The following is an 18,331-nucleotide window of genomic DNA, read 5'->3' on the forward strand; positions in this document are numbered from 1 at the left end:
GTTCGGGTATCCGGAGGGCAGTCGATATGAGGTGTATTTCAACTTGCGTCGAGACTCGCCCAGTAGTCTGAGGCTCTATGTCGAAAGCGCTTATGTGCGTGACCCTGGCCATCCTTCGAATCGGCCTACGGCGCTGAAGCGGCACGAGAAGATTAAAGGCTGGTTGCTGATGCTGAAGAAACTGAGAAATGAGCCGATTCGACGGCCTGTAAGGCAATAGCAGCCTGTAAAAATACGAAACCCCCAATGAAGGGGGTCGTATCGCGGATGCCCTTAGGGACTAATCCCATCAACCGGCACGGCCGGAACCAGGTGGCGGCGTCTAGACACTTCCTGACGGAAGCTCCGTGTACATCGAGACGAGTTAAAGTCTATTGAGTCCTAGCGGGACCGTCAACGCCCAACCACCTTCGGCTTGTAAGCACAATACCCCGGCCGCGGCCCGACCTTGGGGTGGTTGCGGCAGGTATCCGGCCGTTTGTCATAGATGGTGCACAGCCGGCTCTTGCGATCCAGGTACATACAGTCATCGTTGCTCATCCGGGTCAGGGTGAAGATCCCCGACTTCTGGTTGAAGCGCTCGACGATGCCTTCCTTCTGCAGGCGCTTGGCCACATTCTTCGGCGGTTCATCTTTCTCGAACTCGTCGACCACGCCGATGCGGATCAGATCCTTGATCTTCACCTCCACTGGCAGGGTGCAGCAGGTCGAATGGCAGCCATGGCACATGTTGCTGGTGTAGCGCTGCCAGGTCTCCAGGCGGTCGACTTCGGCTGCGGCGATCAGGGTCGTTTTCATCGTTATGGGGGTGAATCACGGTCTTGGGGCGCGCGATCATACCGGAATTGTTCAATTTATGAACAACCTTTTGACCGAATGCGCAAACGTTCATGAAAACCGCGAACACTGGCTGTCGCTCTCGGTCGAAGCGTCTAGGCTCAACAGTCTCCCTCCGCTTTCGTCAACTTGCCCGAGGATGCCGCATGTCCCAGGAACCTAAAGCACGTGACGCCGAAGTCGCGGATTTTCGCGCTGCTGTACTGGATAAGCTGACCTACGCGGTCGGCAAGGACCCGGAGCATGCATTCGACCACGACTGGTTCGAAGCCATCGCCCTGGCCGCGCGTGATCACATGGTCGACCATTGGATGGACCACACCCGCCGCGCCTATCGACGCAGCCAGAAGCGGGTCTACTACCTTTCCCTGGAATTTCTCATTGGCCGCCTGCTCTACGACAGCCTGAGCAACCTGGGCTTGCTGGATATCGCCCGGGACGCCCTCGAAGGCCTGAACGTCGATCTGGAGCGCATTCGCCTGCTGGAGCCGGATGCCGCCTTGGGCAATGGTGGCCTTGGCCGCCTGGCGGCCTGCTTCATGGAGAGCATGTCGACCTTGGGCATCGCCGCCCATGGCTACGGCATCCGTTACGAACACGGCCTGTTCCGCCAAGCGCTGGTCGATGGCTGGCAACAAGAGCAGACCGAGAACTGGCTGGACTTCGGTAACCCCTGGGAGTTCGAGCGGGCCGAGGTCATCTACCCGATCAGTTTCGGTGGTAGCGTCGAAACCGTGCACGACATCCACGGTCAGCAACGCCAGGTGTGGTCGCCGGGCGAGACGGTGCGCGCTGTAGCCTACGACACGCCGGTGGTCGGCTGGCGCGGTGCCAGCGTCAACACCTTGCGCCTGTGGCGGGCGCGGGCACTGGAAGAGCTGCACCTGGAGCGCTTCAATGCTGGTGACCACCTGGGTGCCGTCGCCGAAGTGGCGCGGGCCGAGAGCATCTCGCGGGTGCTGTATCCGGCGGATAGCACCGAGGCCGGCCAGGAGCTGCGCCTGCGCCAGGAGTACTTCTTTGTTTCGGCGTCGCTGCAGGACCTGCTGCGCCGCCATCTGAACATGCACCAGAACCTGCTCAACCTGCCGGACGCGGCCGCAATCCAGCTGAATGACACGCACCCGTCGATCGCCGTGGCTGAGCTGATGCGGCTATTGGTCGACCAGCACGAAATTCCCTGGGACAAGGCCTGGGAGCTGACGGTCGGCACGCTGGCCTACACCAACCACACCCTGCTGCCCGAGGCTCTGGAAACCTGGCCGGTGGCGCTGATGGAACGCATGCTGCCGCGGCACATGCAGATCATCTACCTCATCAACGCCTACCATATCGACAGCCTGCGGGCCAAAGGCCTGCACGACTTCGATGTGCTGCGCGCGGTCTCGCTGATCGAAGAGGACAACGGCCGCCGGGTGCGCATGGGCAACCTGGCATTCCTGGGTTCGCACAGCGTCAATGGCGTGTCGGCGCTGCACAGCAAGCTGATGAAGAGCACGGTGTTCGCCGAGCTGCACAAGCTCTACCCGGAGCGGATCAACAACAAGACCAACGGCATCACCTTCCGCCGCTGGCTGTACCAGTCCAACCCGCAGTTGACCGAGATGCTGGTCGAGGCACTCGGGCCGGAGCTCAAGGACGACCCCGAGGGGCGCCTGGCCGGGCTGGTGCCGTTCGCCGACAAAGCCAGCTTCCGCAAGCAGTTCGCCGCCCAGCGTTTGCACAGCAAGCGTGCCCTGGCCAGCATCATCCAGGACCGGATTGGCGTTACAGTCAACCCCGAAGCGCTGTTCGACGTGCAGGTCAAGCGCATCCACGAGTACAAGCGCCAGTTGCTCAACCTGTTGCACACCGTGGCGCTGTACCAGGCCATGCGCAACGAGCCCGCTACCAATTGGGTGCCGCGGGTGAAGATCTTCGCCGGTAAGGCCGCGGCCAGTTATCACCAGGCCAAGCTGATCATCAAGCTGGCCAACGACATCGCCCGGGTGGTCAACAACGACCCGACCGTGCGCGGCCTGCTCAAGGTGGTGTTCCTGCCCAACTACAACGTCAGCCTGGCCGAAAGCATCATCCCGGCGGCGGACCTTTCGGAGCAGATCTCCACCGCCGGTTACGAAGCGTCCGGCACCAGCAACATGAAGTTCGGCCTCAACGGCGCACTGACCATTGGCACGCTCGACGGCGCCAATGTCGAGATGTGCGAGCAGGTGGGGGCGGACAACATGTTCATCTTCGGCCTGACCGCGCAGCAGGTGGAGGCGCGGCGCAAGGCGGGGGACTTTGGTGCGAATGCGGCGATTGCCGCATCCAGCCGCCTGAGCGATGTGTTGCAGGCGATTCGCAGCGGGGTGTTCTCGCCGGATGATCCATCGCGTTATGCGGGGCTGATCGACGGGCTGGTGAGCTACGACCGCTTCCTGGTGTGCGCCGACTTCGATGCCTACTGGGATGCCCAGCGGCGGGTCGAGGAGCTGTGGCACACACCGCAGCAATGGTGGCGCATGGCAGTGCTGAACACGGCGCGGATGGGCTGGTTCTCCTCGGACCGGACCATTCGTGAATACGCCACCGAGATCTGGAAGGCACTGGACTGAGCCAAGGGGCCGCACAGCGGCCCCAGCCGACCATTGGCCGGGCACTTGCTGAACTCAACGGCGGAAGTCGAGTCTCTTTGCTCGCTAGGCTGCAACTCTCCCTGTAAACTGCGGGGGTTTTTCACCCCCTATCCTTTCGGAGCCATACATGTCCCGCGTTACCCTGAGTCGCTATCTGATTGAGCAGACCCGCAGCAACAATACCCCTGCCGATCTGCGCTTCCTGATCGAAGTGGTGGCGCGTGCGTGCAAGGAAATCAGCCATCACGTGTCCAAAGGCGCCCTCGGCGGCGTGCTGGGCAGCATGGGCACTGAAAACGTGCAGGGCGAAGTCCAGAAGAAACTGGACGTGATCTCCAACGATATCCTGCTCGAAGCCAACGAGTGGGGCGGCCACCTGGCCGGCATGGCGTCCGAGGAAATGGACAACGCCTACCAGATCCCGGGCAAGTACCCGAAAGGCGCCTACCTGCTGGTCTTCGACCCGCTGGACGGCTCGTCCAACATCGACGTCAACGTCTCGGTCGGCACCATCTTCTCGGTACTGCGTTGCCCTAACGAGTACCTGAGCCAGAACGAAACCCTGAACGAAAACGCCTTCCTGCAGCCAGGCACCCAGCAGGTCGCTGCTGGTTACGCCATCTACGGCCCGCAGACCATGCTGATCCTGACCCTGGGCAACGGCGTCAAGGGCTTCACCCTGGACCGCGAACTGGGCAGCTTCGTTCTGACCCACGAGAACATCCGCGTGCCGGAAAGCACCGCCGAGTTCGCCATCAACATGTCCAACCAGCGTCACTGGGAAGCCCCGGTGCAGCGCTACGTGGGCGAACTGCTGGCTGGCGAGACCGGCCCGCTGAAGAAGAACTACAACATGCGCTGGATCGCCTCGATGGTGGCCGACGTGCACCGTATCCTGACCCGTGGCGGTCTGTTCATGTACCCGCGCGATGCCCGCGACCCAAGCAAGCCGGGCAAGCTGCGCCTGATGTACGAAGCCAACCCGATGTCGTTCATCATCGAACAGGCCGGCGGCGTATCCACCGATGGTTACCAGCGCATCCTCGACATCAAGCCGGAGGGCCTGCACCAGCGCGTGTCGGTGATCCTCGGCTCGAAGGAAGAGGTCGAGCGCGTAACCGCCTACCACAAGGAGTAAGTCATGCTCGCACCTTGGCAGCCGTTGCTGGAGTGGTGGTTCGGTTGGGGCACCAGTCCCCAGGCCGTGGCTGACGAGAAGAGCACACTGTGGTTCGGCAAGCATCACGATGCCGAAGCCCAGGCGCTGTTTGGCGACCTGGTCGAGCACGCCCTGGCGGGTGGGCTCGACGAGTGGCAGCAGAGCCCGCAGGGTTGGCTTGGTTTGCTGATCCTGCTGGACCAGCTGCCGCGCATGCTCTACCGCGACACGCCGCGCGCCTTCGAAGGTGACCGGAGGGCGCAGGTGGTGGCCATGCAGGGCCTGCAGAAAAACTGGGATTACCAGCTGCTGCCGATCCAGCGGGTGTTCGTGCTGCTGGTGCTGGAGCATGCCGAGGTGCTGGACTGGCAGAACCTGTGCGTCGAGCGTTACCAGGTGCTGCTGGAAGAGCAGCCGGAAGATCACCGGCGCTTGTTCGAAGGCTTCCTCGATTATGCCGAGCAGCACCAGCGGGTGATTGCCCGCTTCGGCCGCTTCCCGCACCGCAACCTGGTGCTGGGGCGACCGAGTACCAGCGAAGAGATGGACTTCCTGCTGGAGCCTGGGTCCAGGTTCTAGTGCCAATGGGGCTGCTTTGCAGCCCATCGCGACCTGCGGTCGCTCCTACAAGGGATCGCGGTTTCGCGTAGGAGCGACCACAGGTCGCGATGGGCCACGTAGCGGCCCCTGCGGTTTCAGATCCTGAAGCTGCCCACCAGATGCTTCAACCGCTCGACCTGATGCTCAAGGTCGGTGCAGGCACGCAAGGTGCTCTGCAGGTTCTGCACCCCTTCCTGATTCAACGTATTGATCTCGGTGATGTCGACATTGATCGACTCGACCACGGCCGTCTGCTCCTCGGTGGCAGTGGCCACCGACTGGTTCATGCCATCGATCTCGCCAATGCGCTGGGTCACGCTGCCCAGGCGCTCGCCGGCCTGGTTGGCGATGCCCACGCTGTGGTCGCTGTGCTGACGGCTCTGGTTCATGGTGCTGACCGCCACTTGCGCGCCGGCCTGCAACTCCTCGATCAGGCGCTGCACCTGCTGTGCCGACTCCTGGGTGCGGTGGGCCAGGTTGCGGACCTCGTCGGCCACCACGGCAAAGCCACGCCCTGCCTCGCCGGCACGGGCCGCTTCGATCGCGGCGTTGAGCGCCAGCAGGTTGGTCTGCTGGGAAATACCGCTGATCACATCGAGGATCTGGCCGATGTTGGCGGTGTGGGCATTGAGCGTCTCGATGTTGCCGCACGAGTCGCTGATGCGTGCCGACAGCTGGTTCATTACGTCGATGGTGCGTCCGACCACTTGCTGGCCGTCCTCGGCCAGGCCACGCGCTTCGCTGGAATGTTGCGAGGCCAGCGCGGCATTCTGGGCGATTTCCTGGGCGGCGGCGCCCAGTTCGTTGATGGCTGCCGCCACGCTGCTGGTACGGCTGGACTGCTGGTCGGCATTGGTGATCGAGGCATTCGAAGCGGTCACCACCTGGGCGGCCACGGCGTTGACCTGGCCGGTGGCCGAGGCCACTTCGCGGATCGACTCGTGAATACGCTCGACAAAGCGGTTGAACGATTGGCCAAGACTGCCGAATTCATCCTGGGCGTGGATGGTCAGGCGTCGGGTAAGGTCGCCTTCGCCCTCGGCGATGTCATGCATGGCTCGGCCCATCAGGTGCAGTGGCTCCATCAGCACGCGGATCAGCAGGCCGAGCAGGGCGATAATGGCCACCACCGCGATCAAGGTGGCGATGATGGCGGAGGTGCGCAGCTCACCCAGCATGGCGAACGCTGCATCCTGGTCGAGTACCAGGGCCACGTACCAGTCCGCCGACGGCACACCGTCGACGTGGGTGAAGCTGATGAACTGCTTATGGCCATCGATTTCGACTTCCTTCAGGCCGCTGCCGATTTGCGGGGTGTCCTGCGGGTAGATGTCGGCCAGGGTTTTCAGGGCCAGGTCGGCTTTGGGGTGGATGAGGATCTTGCCTTCGCCGTTGACGATGAACGCATGGCCCTGGCCGTCGAAGTTCAGGGCGTTGATCAGGTTGCTGATGGTCTGCAGGTCGGTGTCGACGCCGCTGACGCCGATCAGCCGGCCCGCTTGCTGCACCGGGGTAGCCAGGGTGATCACCAGCTTGCCGGCAGAGGCCGAGATATACGGTTCGGTAACGATGGTCTGGCCGCTGGCACTGGCCGCCTTGTACCAGCCCCGCACCCGCGGGTCGTAGTCGGCGGCGCGGTTACCCACCGGTACCGACTGCATGCTGCCGTCCTGGCCGCCGAAGTAGGTGAGCTGGAAGTTCTTGCCATACACCGGCAAAGCCAGGCTGCGGTCCAGGCTGGCTTTGCCTGGCCCATCGACAGCGACTTGCTGGGCCAGTGAGTCGAGCAACTGGATGCGGCTGTCGAGCCAGTTGCGGATGTTGCCGGCGGTGAGGTTGCCCAGGTCCTGCAGGTTGGTCTGCGTGTCGCTGCGCAGGGACTGGCGTTGTCGGTAGTCGTTGAACAGCACGAAACAGGTAAAGGCAACGGCCACCACAAGGGCGGCGGCCAGCAGGATCTTGTGGCTGAACTTGAGGTTCTTGGTCATTTTTCTGGTCTGCACAAGGCAAGGCATAGGAGGGCGCTGTGGCCATGCGCCACAGCGTGCTCGCTGTGTCGTCGCGGCGCGGCAAAACATTAATCGTTTGCGCAGGTCCAGCCGACCAACGGCTTACGACTAAAGCGGTGTCGCCAGGGAACCAGGGAGGGTTTTTCCCGTCGAAGGACACTGCAGGCCACTCGCCTGTGTCTATTTTCCAGGAGTGTCCCTTCATGTCGTTGCGTTCCCTCGCCCTGTTGTCCTTGTGCGTCGTCCTGACTGCGTGCAGCAAGATCAATCAGGAAAACTATTCCAAGCTCAAGGCCGGCATGAACAAGGCCGAGGTCGAGCAACTGCTCGGCACGCCCACCGAGTGCTCCGGCGCGCTGGGCATGAGCAGCTGTACCTGGGGGGACGAAAAGAGCTTCATCAGCGTGCAATACGCGGCCGACAAGGTGCTGATCTACTCCGGGCAGGGCCTCAAATGAGGCGTCTGCACGTACTGCTGGGGCTGTGCCTGGTCATGTTGCTGGGGGGCTGTGCCACCTCCGCCACCGACCCGCTGGCGCCGAAGACCGCCGGTAATGTCGACCTCAAGCGCTATCAGGGCAAGTGGTACGAACTGGCGCGCCTGCCGATGAAGTACCAGGCCGAGTGCGCGCAGTCCGAAGCGCATTACAACCTCAAGCCCGATGGCTCGTACGGTGTGCTCAACCGCTGCCGCACGATGGGGGATGAATGGCTGCGCGCCGAGGGGCACGCCAACATCCAGGAGCCGGGGCACACCGACAGGCTGTGGGTGGAGTTCGACAACTGGTTTACCCGCCTGGTACCGGGCGTGGCCAAAGGCGAGTACTGGATACTGTACGTGGACGACCACTACCGCACCGCGATCGTCGGCAGCCCGGACCGCAAGTACCTGTGGATCCTTTCGCGCACGCCGACGCTGCCGGTGTGGGAGCGCGAGAGCCTGATGTCCAAGGCCCGCCAGCAGGGCTATGACACCAGCCGCTTGATCTGGCGTACGCCGGACAAGCAGATTGTGCAGATGCATTGATAAGACGGGGGCCGCTTTAGCGGCCCCTCTGCATTCAGCTCAGTAGCGCTCGCAACACACCGGCAAACGCCTGTCGGCTTTCCTCTTCGTGGGCATGCTGCCCTTGGCGCACCACCCATTTGCCATTGACCATCACATCCCGCACCTGACGGTCGCCGCCCGCGAACAGCCAGCGGTTGAGAATGCCGTCTCCCTCGGCCATGGCAATATACGGGTCCTGCCCATCCAGCACCAGCCAGTCGGCCCGCTTGCCTACCGCCAATTCACCAACCTGCTGCCCCAGTGCCTGAGCCCCACCAATCAGCGCCGCGTCATACAGCGTGCGCCCGACCATCGGCTGGTCGCCGCGGTACAGCCGGTTACGCCGCTGATCCCGCAGGCGCTGACCGTATTCCAGCCAACGCAGCTCCTCGACCACGCTCAGCGACACATGGCTGTCCGAACCAATGCCCATGCGCCCGCCCTGGGCCAGGAAGTCCACCGCCGGGAAGATACCGTCGCCCAGGTTGGCTTCGGTGGTCAGGCACAAGCCGGCCACTGCGCCACTGCGCGCCATGGCCGTGACTTCGTCGACTTTGGCGTGGGTGGCGTGCACCAGGCACCAGCGGTGGTCCACGTCGACATGTTCATACAGCCACTGCAGCGGCCGCAGCCCGCTCCAGGCCAGGCAATCGTCGACTTCCTTCTGCTGTTCGGCGATGTGGATATGAATCGGACATTGCTGATTGCCGGCTGCCAGCACCTCGGCGATCTGACCGGGCGTGACCGCGCGCAGTGAGTGGAAGCACAAGCCCAGCTGTTGCGTGGGTTGTGCTGCCAACGCTGGCGCCAGCTGCGCCTGCAGTTGCAGGTACTGTTCAGTGGTATTGATGAAGCGTCGCTGCCCTTCATTCGGTGCCTGGCCGCCGAAACCGGCATGGCTGTACAGCACCGGCAGCAAAGTCAGGCCGATGCCGCTGCTGGCCGCAGCCGCACTGATGCGACGGGACAGCTCGGCCGGGTCGGCGTAGGCCTTGCCCGCTTGGTCATGGTGCACGTAGTGGAATTCTGCCACCGAGGTGTAACCAGCCTTGAGCATCTCGATGTACAGCTGGCGGGCAATGACCTGCAGCTGCTCCGGGGTGATCTTGCCGACCAGCCGATACATCAGTTCGCGCCAGGTCCAGAAGCTGTCGTTGGGGTTGCCCGCGACTTCCGCCAGCCCCGCCATGGCCCGCTGGAACGCATGCGAGTGCAGGTTGGGCATGCCCGGCAGCAGCGGCCCGGCCAGGCGCTCGGCGCCTTCGGCCGAGGCGTCGGCTTCGATCCGGCTCAGCAGGCCATCACTGGAGACTTCGAAGCGGACGTTACTGGCCCAGCCCGTGGGCAGCAGGGCGCGTTCGGCAAAATAGGCGGACATCGGCAAAAATCCTGTTATTGTTTAACTTGTATATACATATACAGGCGTTTGCCTGCCGGGTAAACTGCGGCAAGCTACCGCTCATTCCATTGCCTAAGGACTCAACGCCGTGCCGACACCTCCTGTCTCCGCGCTGGTTGCCCAGATGGGCGAGGGCCCGGCGCCGCTGTATGCCCGGGTCAAGCAGATGATCATCCAGCAGATCGAAAACGGCAGCTGGCCACCGCATCACCGGGTGCCTTCGGAGAGCGAACTGGTCAGCGAGCTGGGCTTCAGTCGCATGACCATCAACCGCGCCTTGCGTGAACTCACTGCTGAAGGCCTGCTGGTGCGGATGCAGGGCGTGGGTACCTTCGTCGCCGAGCCCAAGTCCCGTTCGGCGTTGTTCGAGGTCAACAACATCGCCGACGAGATCGCCGGTCGTGGCCACCAGCATAGCTGCCAGGTGATCAAGCTGGCCGAGGAGGCCGCCGGTTCCGAGCGCGCCCTGGCCCTGGACATGCGCGAAGGGCAGCGGGTGTTCCACTCGTTGATCGTGCATTACGAGAACGGCGTGCCAGTGCAGATCGAAGATCGCTACGTCAACGCGGCGATTGCCCCCGAGTACCTCAAGCAGGACTTCACCCGGCAGACGCCTTATGCCTATTTGTCCCAGGTCGCGCCGCTGACCGAAGGCGAGCACGTGGTCGAGGCGATTCTCGCCGAGCCCGAAGAGTGCCGCCTGCTGCAGATCGAGCGCGGCGAGCCCTGCCTGCTGATCCGCCGTCGTACCTGGTCCGGCCGCCAGCCAGTAACTGCCGCCCGGCTGATTCACCCCGGTTCCCGTCACCGCCTTGAAGGACGTTTCAGTAAATGACCCAGTTGCAGTTGCTGCGTGCGCAGGATTACCCGCGCATGCCCTGGAAGAACGGTGGCGGTTTCACCGAAGAGATCACCCGCGACAACGGCGAGGGGCTCGATGGCTTCGGCTGGCGCCTGTCGATCGCCGATATCGAGGAATCGGGCGGGTTTTCCGTGTTTGCCGGCTACCAGCGGATCATTACCGTGCTGCAGGGCGAAGGCATGCGCTTGCTGGTCGACGACCAGGCCAGCCGGCCGCTGCTGCCGTTCGATGCATTCGCCTTCAGTGGCGAGAGCCAGGTCAGCTGCAAATTGCTCGGTGGGGCGATCCGCGACTTCAACCTGATCTATGCGCCGCAGCGCTATCGGGCGCGCTTGCAGTGGTTCGACGGCACCAGCCGGCTGTACAGCTCGGCGTCGACGGTGTTGCTGTTTGCCGCGAGCAATCAGGTTGAAGTGGCGATGGCTGGGCATGAAACACAGCGATTGGGCCTGCATGACTGCCTGCGGCTGGAGGGCAATGATGGGTTGCTGGGGCTGGATGTGCAGGGGCGATTCTGTCTGATCGAGCTGGTAGGGCGCTGAGGGTTCGCCTTTAGGTTTTTAGCGCCTGTGAAATCGAGCGCCGCCCGCGCGGCGCATCGCGAGCTTTGCTCGCTCCTACGTTTGTTTCGGGCCAGTAACGCCTGTGACAGGCGCGCGCGGCCGCCTTCTTGGTACGACGCGATATCGTTCCATGCGCCAAGGCGTCCGCGCGCAAATCCCCCAGAAAACATTGGCCCGAAACAAACGTAGGAGCGAGCGCAGCTCGCGATGCGCCGCGCGGGCGGCGCTCGATCTGCGCGCCAACATAAATCTCAAGCCAAGAACGGCAGGGTCCAACTATTTTGGTTGTCCATGCTTGTACATACAAGTAAAGATGTGTTTGTATATTGACCACGACACAACTGCCCGCGGACAACCGCCGAGGACCTTCCCGTGACCGACAACAACAAATACCGTGACGTTGAAATCCGTGCCCCACGTGGCAACAAGCTGACCGCCAAGAGCTGGCTGACCGAAGCGCCACTGCGCATGCTGATGAACAACCTCGACCCGCAGGTCGCGGAAAACCCCAAAGAGCTGGTGGTGTATGGCGGCATCGGCCGCGCCGCGCGCAACTGGGCCTGCTACGACAAGATCGTCGAAACCCTGACCCGCCTGGAAGACGACGAAACCCTGCTGGTGCAGTCGGGCAAGCCGGTCGGCGTGTTCAAGACCCACAGCAACGCCCCGCGTGTACTGATCGCCAACTCCAACCTGGTGCCGCACTGGGCCAACTGGGAACACTTCAACGAACTGGACGCCAAGGGCCTGGCCATGTACGGCCAGATGACCGCCGGCAGCTGGATCTACATCGGCAGCCAGGGCATCGTCCAGGGCACCTACGAAACCTTCGTCGAAGCCGGCCGCCAGCACTACGGTGGAAGCCTCAAAGGCAAGTGGGTACTGACCGCCGGCCTCGGCGGCATGGGCGGCGCCCAGCCACTGGCCGCCACCCTGGCCGGTGCCTGCTCGCTGAACATCGAATGCCAGCAGAGCCGCATCGACTTCCGCCTGGAAACCCGCTACGTCGACGAACAGGCCACTGACCTCGACGACGCTCTGTCGCGTATTGCCAAGTACACCGCCGAAGGCAAGGCAATCTCCATTGCCCTGCACGGCAACGCCGCCGAAATCCTGCCAGAGCTGGTCAAGCGTGGCGTGCGCCCGGACATGGTCACCGACCAGACCAGCGCCCACGACCCACTGAACGGCTACCTGCCAGCCGGCTGGACCTGGGAGCAGTACCGCGACCGCGCGCAGACCGAACCGGCTGCAGTGGTCAAGGCCGCCAAGCAGTCGATGGCCGTGCACGTACAGGCCATGCTCGACTTCCAGAAGCAGGGCATCCCGACCTTCGACTACGGCAACAACATCCGCCAGATGGCCAAGGAAGAGGGCGTGGCCAACGCCTTCGATTTCCCAGGCTTCGTCCCGGCCTACATCCGCCCGCTGTTCTGCCGCGGCATCGGCCCGTTCCGCTGGGCGGCGCTGTCCGGTGATGCCGAAGACATCTACAAGACCGACGCCAAGGTCAAGGAACTGATCCCCGACGACGCCCACCTGCACCGCTGGCTGGACATGGCCCGCGAGCGCATCAGCTTCCAGGGCCTGCCGGCCCGTATCTGCTGGGTTGGCCTGGGCCTGCGCGCCAAGCTCGGCCTGGCCTTCAACGAAATGGTCCGCAGCGGCGAGCTGTCGGCGCCGGTGGTGATCGGCCGTGACCACCTGGACTCAGGTTCCGTGTCCAGCCCCAACCGCGAAACCGAAGCCATGCGCGACGGCTCCGACGCCGTGTCCGACTGGCCGCTGCTCAACGCCCTGCTCAACACCGCAGGCGGCGCCACCTGGGTTTCGCTGCACCACGGCGGTGGCGTGGGCATGGGCTTCTCCCAGCACTCGGGCATGGTCATCGTCTGCGACGGTACCGATGAAGCCGCCGAGCGTATCGCTCGCGTGCTGACCAACGACCCGGGGACTGGCGTGATGCGCCACGCCGATGCCGGTTACGACATCGCTATCGACTGCGCCAAGGAGCAGGGCCTCGACCTGCCAATGATCACGGGCTGATCGCTGCGCTTTGAGTGATACTGAACAATAAGAGGGGCCTGCGGGCCCCTGACAGAATTGGAGTAGCGAAGTGACCGTACTGACCCTCAAGCCCGGCACCCTGACCCTGGCCCAACTGCGCGCCATCCACGCCGCACCGCTGCGCCTGCAACTGGACGCCAGTGCTGGCCCGGCCATCGACGCCAGCGTCGCCTGCGTTGAGCAGATCATTGCCGAAGACCGTACCGCCTACGGCATCAACACCGGTTTCGGCCTGCTGGCCTCGACCCGCATCGCCAGCCACGACCTCGAGAACCTGCAGCGCTCGCTGGTGCTGTCCCACGCCGCCGGTATCGGTGCGCCGCTGGACGACGCTCTGGTGCGGCTGATCATGGTCCTCAAGATCAACAGCCTCAGCCGCGGTTTCTCCGGTATCCGCCGCAAAGTCATCGATGCGCTGATCGCCCTGGTCAACGCCGAGGTATACCCGCACATCCCGCTCAAGGGCTCGGTCGGCGCTTCCGGCGACCTGGCACCGCTGGCGCACATGTCGCTGGTACTGCTGGGCGAAGGCAAGGCCCGTCATCAGGGCCAGTGGCTGTCGGCTACCGAAGCCCTGGCGGTCGCCGGCCTCGAGCCGCTGACCCTGGCTGCCAAGGAGGGCCTGGCCCTGCTCAACGGCACCCAGGCTTCCACCGCCTACGCCCTGCGTGGCCTGTTCCAGGCAGAAGACCTGTATGCCGCCGCCATCGCCTGCGGTGGCCTGAGCGTTGAGGCGGCGCTGGGTTCGCGTTCGCCGTTCGATGCGCGTGTTCACGAAGTGCGTGGTCAGCGTGGCCAGATCGACACCGCTGCCTGCTTCCGCGACCTGCTGGGCGACTCCAGCGAAGTGTCGCTGTCGCACAAGAACTGCGACAAGGTCCAGGACCCATACTCGCTGCGCTGCCAGCCACAGGTCATGGGCGCCTGCCTGACCCAGATCCGCCAGGCTGCCGAAGTGCTGGGCATCGAAGCCAACGCCGTGTCGGACAACCCGTTGGTGTTCGCCGCCGAAGGCGACGTGATTTCCGGCGGCAACTTCCACGCCGAGCCGGTGGCCATGGCCGCCGACAACCTCGCCCTGGCGATCGCCGAGATCGGTTCGCTGAGCGAGCGCCGCATCTCGCTGATGATGGACAAGCACATGTCCCAGCTGCCGCCATTCCTGGTGGAAAACGGCGGCGTCAACTCCGGCTTCATGATTGCCCAGGTCACCGCAGCTGCCCTGGCCAGCGAGAACAAGGCCTTGTCGCACCCACATAGTGTCGATAGCCTGCCGACCTCGGCCAACCAGGAAGACCACGTGTCGATGGCCCCGGCTGCTGGCAAGCGCCTGTGGGAAATGGCCGAGAACACCCGTGGCGTGCTGGCCATCGAATGGCTGGGTGCGTGTCAGGGGCTGGACCTGCGCAAAGGCCTGAAGACTTCGACGAAGCTGGAGCAGGCGCGTCAGGCGCTGCGTCGTGAAGTGCCGCACTACGACCGTGACCGCTTCTTCGCGCCGGACATCGAGGCAGCCGTCGAGCTGCTGGCCAGGGGCAGCCTGACCGGGCTGCTGCCTGCTGGTGTCCTGCCTAGCCTGTGATGCCCCGGGGCCGCTTTGCGGCCCGTCGCCGGCGAGCCGGCTCCCACATAGACAGCTATAACCCGCTCTCTGTGGGAGCCGGCTTGCCGGCGATTGGGCTGCACGGCAGCCCCCATCGACCTCACGACCACAAAAACAATTTAAGGACGTGACATGCAACAAGCTCAAGGTCTCAAGCGCGGGCTAACGGCCCGCCACATCCGTTTCATGGCCCTTGGCTCCGCCATCGGCACCGGCCTGTTCTACGGCTCCGCCTCGGCCATCCAGATGGCCGGCCCGGCCGTGCTGCTGGCGTACCTGATCGGCGGCGCTGCGGTGTTCATGGTCATGCGCGCCCTCGGCGAGATGGCCGTGCACAACCCGGTGGCCGGCTCCTTCGGGCACTACGCCACCACCTACCTCGGCCCCATGGCCGGCTTCATCCTCGGCTGGACCTACGCCTTCGAGATGGTCATCGTGGCCATCGCCGACATCACCGCCTTCGGTATCTACATGGGCTTCTGGTTCCCGGAAGTGGCCCGCTGGATCTGGGTACTGGGCATCGTCTTCGTGATCGGCGGCCTCAACCTGTGCAACGTCAAGGTGTTCGGCGAAATGGAGTTCTGGCTGTCGCTGCTCAAGGTCGGCGCCATCGTGGCGATGATCCTGGCCGGCCTCGGCATCATGGCCTTCGGCTTCAGCCAGGTGAGTGGCGAGCATGCCGTGGGCATCAGCAACCTGATCGAGCATGGCGGCTTCATGCCAAACGGCATCGGCGGCCTGATCGCCTCGTTCGCCGTGGTGATGTTCGCCTTCGGTGGCATCGAGATCATCGGCGTCACCGCCGGTGAAGCCAAGGACCCACAGCGCGTCATCCCCAAGGCGATCAACGCCGTGCCGCTGCGCATCCTGCTGTTCTATGTGCTGACCCTGTTCGTGCTGATGTGCCTGTATCCGTGGCCGCAGATCGGCAGCGAAGGCAGCCCGTTCGTGCAGATCTTCAGCCATCTCGGCATTGGCTCCGCCGCCGCGGTGCTGAACATCGTGGTGATCTCGGCTGCGATCTCGGCAATCAACAGCGACATCTTCGGCGCCGGCCGCATGATGTACGGCCTGGCCCAGCAAGGCCACGCGCCACGCAGCTTCGGCAAGTTGTCGAAGCACGGCGTGCCATGGATGACCGTGGTGGTGATGGGCGCGGCGCTGCTGGTTGGCGTGCTGCTCAACTACCTGATCCCGGAAAACGTGTTCCTGCTGATCGCCTCCATCGCCACCTTCGCGACCGTGTGGGTATGGCTGATGATCCTGGTCACCCAGGTTGCCATGCGCCGCAGCATGAGTGCTGAAGAGGCAGCCCAGCTGAAATTCCCGGTACCGTTCTGGCCATACGGCCCGGCCATGGCCATTGCCTTCATGGTGTTCATTTTCGGTGTGCTCGGTTACTTCCCGGATACCCAGGCGGCCTTGCTGGTCGGCGTGGTCTGGGTGGTGTTCCTGGTGGCGTCCTACCTGCTGTGGTGCAAGCCACGTGCAGGCAAGCACGTGCCGGTCGAGCTGCACCGCTAGTCAAGGAGATTGCACATGAGAACCCTCTGGCAGCACTGCCACGCGGCAACCCTGGCCGAGGGCCGTTACTCGATCATCGAGGACGCGGCCATCGTCACCTGCGCCGGGCTGATCGAATGGATCGGCCCTCGCGCCGAGCTGCAGCCCTTCGAGGTTGACCGCACGGTGGACCTGAGCGGCGCCTGGGTCACCCCGGGGCTGATCGATTGCCATACCCATGCGGTGTTCGGTGGCAACCGTAGTGGCGAGTTCGAACAGCGCCTGCAGGGCGTGAGCTATGCCGACATCGCCGCCCAGGGCGGTGGTATCGCCAGCACCGTGCGGGCCACCCGCGCGGCCAGCGAGGACGAACTGTTCGCCAGTGCGCGTCAGAGGGTTCAGGCGTTGATGCGCGATGGCGTCACCACTATCGAGGTCAAGTCGGGCTACGGCCTGGACCTGGCCAACGAGCGCAAGATGCTGCGCGTGGCTCGGCGCCTGGCCGACGAGCTGCCATTGGCCGTGCGCGCCACCTGCCTGGCCGCCCATGCCTTGCCGCCGGAGTACGCCGGCCGTTCTGACGACTACATCGCCCACATCTGCGACGAAATGCTGCCTGCCCTGGCGGCCGAAGGCCTGGTGGATGCGGTGGACGCCTTCTGCGAACACCTGGCGTTTTCGCCGGCACAGGTCGAAAAGGTGTTCATCAAGGCACATGCACTGGGCCTGCCGGTGAAGCTGCATGCCGAGCAGCTGTCTTCGCTGCACGGCTCCAGCCTGGCAGCGCGTTATCAGGCGTTGTCGGCCGACCACCTGGAGTTCATGACCGAGGAGGACGCGATCGCCATGGCCAAGGCCGGCACCGTTGCCGTGCTGCTGCCGGGTGCTTTCTATTTCCTGCGCGAAACCCAGCTGCCGCCGATGGACGCCCTGCGTCGCCACGGCGTGAAGATTGCTCTGGCCAGTGACCTCAACCCTGGCACCTCGCCTGGCTTGTCGCTGCGCCTGATGCTGAACATGGGTTGCACGCTGTTCCGCATGACCCCGGAAGAGGCCTTGGCCGGCGTCACCCTGCATGCCGCCACGGCACTCGGCCTGGGTGACAGCCACGGTTCGCTGGAGGTCGGCAAGGTCGCCGACTTCGTTGCCTGGCAGATCTCCCGTCCTGCCGACCTGGCCTACTGGCTCGGCGGCGACCTGCCCAAGCGCGTGGTGCGCAAGGGCCACGAAATTTCCAACTGAGCGAGGCACGATGGACAAGGTACTGAGTTTCCACCAAGGCCGCCTGCCGCTGCTGATCAGCATGCCCCATGCAGGGCTGCGGCTGAGCGACACCGTGCGTGAAGGCCTGGTCGACCAGGCGCGCAGCCTGCCTGACACTGATTGGCACATTCCACGGTTGTACGACTTTGCCCGCGAGATGGGCGCCAGCGTGGTGGCTGCGGAGTATTCGCGCTTCGTCATCGACCTGAACCGCCCGGACGACGACAAACCGTTGTACGCCGGTGCTACTACCGGCTTGTACCCGGCCACGCTGTTCGATGGCGAGCCGCTGTTCAAGAAAGGGCTTGAGCCGACCGCCGAGGAGCGCAAGGCCTACCTGGAGTCGATCTGGCGCCCTTATCACAACACGATCCAGAGCGAGCTGGCGCGCCTGCGTGAAGCCCATGGTTATGCACTGCTGTGGGATGCGCACTCGATCCGCTCGCAGATCCCGCACTTGTTCGAGGGCAAGCTGCCGGACTTCAACCTGGGGACCTTCAACGGTGCCAGCTGTGATCCGCAGCTGGCCGAGCGCCTGGAGGCGGTCTGCGGCCAGGCCGAGGGGTACAGCCATGTGCTCAATGGCCGCTTCAAGGGGGGGCATATCACGCGTCATTATGGTGATCCGGCAAACCATATCCATGCCGTGCAACTGGAGTTGGCACAAAGCACCTACATGAATGAGATCGAACCTTTCGCCTACCGAGAAGACTTGGCGCTGCCGACCCAGGGCGTCCTGAGAGGGCTGCTCGTAAGCCTGCTCGCCTGGGGCCGCGAGCGCTACGGGCGCTAGCGGCCAG

The 18,331-nt window shown here is 63.9% G+C and carries 15 protein-coding genes and 1 pseudogene; 12 read left to right on the forward strand and 4 right to left on the reverse strand.

The window, feature by feature from the left end; translation table 11 throughout:
• Positions 1 to 393: 393 nt before the first annotated feature.
• Positions 394 to 798 carry a YkgJ family cysteine cluster protein gene (locus ACOKS3_RS01910; RefSeq protein ID WP_103446030.1) on the reverse strand — a complete coding sequence of 135 codons (405 nt, stop codon included), beginning with the start codon at positions 796 to 798 and terminating at the stop codon, positions 394 to 396.
• 185 nt (positions 799 to 983) lie between these two features.
• On the opposite strand from ACOKS3_RS01910, the gene ACOKS3_RS01915 reads away from it, so the two are divergent.
• The 3 genes from ACOKS3_RS01915 (at position 984) to ACOKS3_RS01925 (ending at position 5,193) form a co-directional block, all read left to right on the forward strand.
• A complete protein-coding gene (locus ACOKS3_RS01915; protein ID WP_103446029.1) occupies positions 984 to 3,434 on the forward strand; it encodes a glycogen/starch/alpha-glucan phosphorylase in 2,451 nt (816 codons plus the stop codon).
• A gap of 148 nt (positions 3,435 to 3,582) precedes the next feature.
• On the forward strand, positions 3,583 to 4,593 hold the full coding sequence (locus tag ACOKS3_RS01920; protein ID WP_103446028.1) for a class 1 fructose-bisphosphatase: 1,011 nt from the start codon (positions 3,583 to 3,585) through the stop codon (positions 4,591 to 4,593).
• Positions 4,594 to 4,596: 3 nt separating this feature from the next.
• A complete protein-coding gene (locus tag ACOKS3_RS01925) occupies positions 4,597 to 5,193 on the forward strand; it encodes a DUF924 family protein (protein WP_103446027.1) in 597 nt (198 codons plus the stop codon).
• Between the two features lie 116 nt (positions 5,194 to 5,309).
• Here ACOKS3_RS01925 and ACOKS3_RS01930 read toward each other — a convergent pair whose 3' ends face one another.
• Positions 5,310 to 6,140, reverse strand: a complete 831-nt coding sequence (locus ACOKS3_RS01930) for a methyl-accepting chemotaxis protein (protein WP_422763429.1) — start codon at positions 6,138 to 6,140, stop codon at positions 5,310 to 5,312.
• A gap of 24 nt (positions 6,141 to 6,164) precedes the next feature.
• Positions 6,165 to 7,292: pseudogene (locus ACOKS3_RS01935) on the reverse strand (HAMP domain-containing protein); the annotation flags it as partial.
• Between the two features lie 134 nt (positions 7,293 to 7,426).
• On the opposite strand from ACOKS3_RS01935, the gene bamE reads away from it, so the two are divergent.
• Positions 7,427 to 7,681 (forward strand): outer membrane protein assembly factor BamE domain-containing protein, encoded by a 255-nt coding sequence (gene bamE / locus ACOKS3_RS01940; RefSeq protein WP_027921036.1) that lies wholly within the window; start codon positions 7,427 to 7,429, stop codon positions 7,679 to 7,681.
• Entirely contained in the window at positions 7,678 to 8,250 is a 573-nt protein-coding gene (locus ACOKS3_RS01945) for a lipocalin family protein (protein WP_103446025.1), read from the forward strand. Before bamE ends, ACOKS3_RS01945 begins: the two co-directional genes overlap by 4 nt.
• Before the next feature lie 34 nt (positions 8,251 to 8,284).
• On the opposite strand, the gene ACOKS3_RS01950 is transcribed toward ACOKS3_RS01945, so the two are convergent.
• The gene (locus ACOKS3_RS01950; protein ID WP_422763420.1) at positions 8,285 to 9,649 is read right to left on the reverse strand and encodes a formimidoylglutamate deiminase; all 1,365 of its coding nucleotides are present in this window, start codon (positions 9,647 to 9,649) and stop codon (positions 8,285 to 8,287) included.
• A gap of 145 nt (positions 9,650 to 9,794) precedes the next feature.
• Between ACOKS3_RS01950 and hutC the strand changes: the two genes are divergently transcribed.
• The 7 genes from hutC to hutG all read left to right on the forward strand — a co-directional run bounded on the left by hutC (position 9,795) and on the right by hutG (position 18,324).
• A complete protein-coding gene (hutC, locus tag ACOKS3_RS01955) occupies positions 9,795 to 10,505 on the forward strand; it encodes a histidine utilization repressor (RefSeq protein WP_178083372.1) in 711 nt (236 codons plus the stop codon).
• On the forward strand, positions 10,502 to 11,074 hold the full coding sequence (locus ACOKS3_RS01960; protein ID WP_103446022.1) for a HutD/Ves family protein: 573 nt from the start codon (positions 10,502 to 10,504) through the stop codon (positions 11,072 to 11,074). Before hutC ends, ACOKS3_RS01960 begins: the two co-directional genes overlap by 4 nt.
• A 393-nt stretch (positions 11,075 to 11,467) precedes the next feature.
• The gene (gene hutU, locus ACOKS3_RS01965) at positions 11,468 to 13,141 is read left to right on the forward strand and encodes a urocanate hydratase (RefSeq protein WP_103446021.1); all 1,674 of its coding nucleotides are present in this window, start codon (positions 11,468 to 11,470) and stop codon (positions 13,139 to 13,141) included.
• A 70-nt stretch (positions 13,142 to 13,211) separates the two neighbouring features.
• Entirely contained in the window at positions 13,212 to 14,744 is a 1,533-nt protein-coding gene (gene hutH, locus ACOKS3_RS01970; protein ID WP_422763421.1) for a histidine ammonia-lyase, read from the forward strand.
• Positions 14,745 to 14,897: 153 nt separating this feature from the next.
• Entirely contained in the window at positions 14,898 to 16,289 is a 1,392-nt protein-coding gene (locus ACOKS3_RS01975; protein ID WP_422763422.1) for an amino acid permease, read from the forward strand.
• Positions 16,290 to 16,304: 15 nt separating this feature from the next.
• The gene (gene hutI / locus ACOKS3_RS01980; protein ID WP_103446018.1) at positions 16,305 to 17,510 is read left to right on the forward strand and encodes an imidazolonepropionase; all 1,206 of its coding nucleotides are present in this window, start codon (positions 16,305 to 16,307) and stop codon (positions 17,508 to 17,510) included.
• 10 nt (positions 17,511 to 17,520) lie between these two features.
• Positions 17,521 to 18,324, forward strand: a complete 804-nt coding sequence (hutG, locus tag ACOKS3_RS01985) for an N-formylglutamate deformylase (RefSeq protein ID WP_103446017.1) — start codon at positions 17,521 to 17,523, stop codon at positions 18,322 to 18,324.
• Positions 18,325 to 18,331: the final 7 nt, after the last annotated feature.

Source organism: Pseudomonas sp. HS6-2, assembly GCF_049325675.2.
Lineage (GTDB): Bacteria > Pseudomonadota > Gammaproteobacteria > Pseudomonadales > Pseudomonadaceae > Aquipseudomonas > Aquipseudomonas putida_N.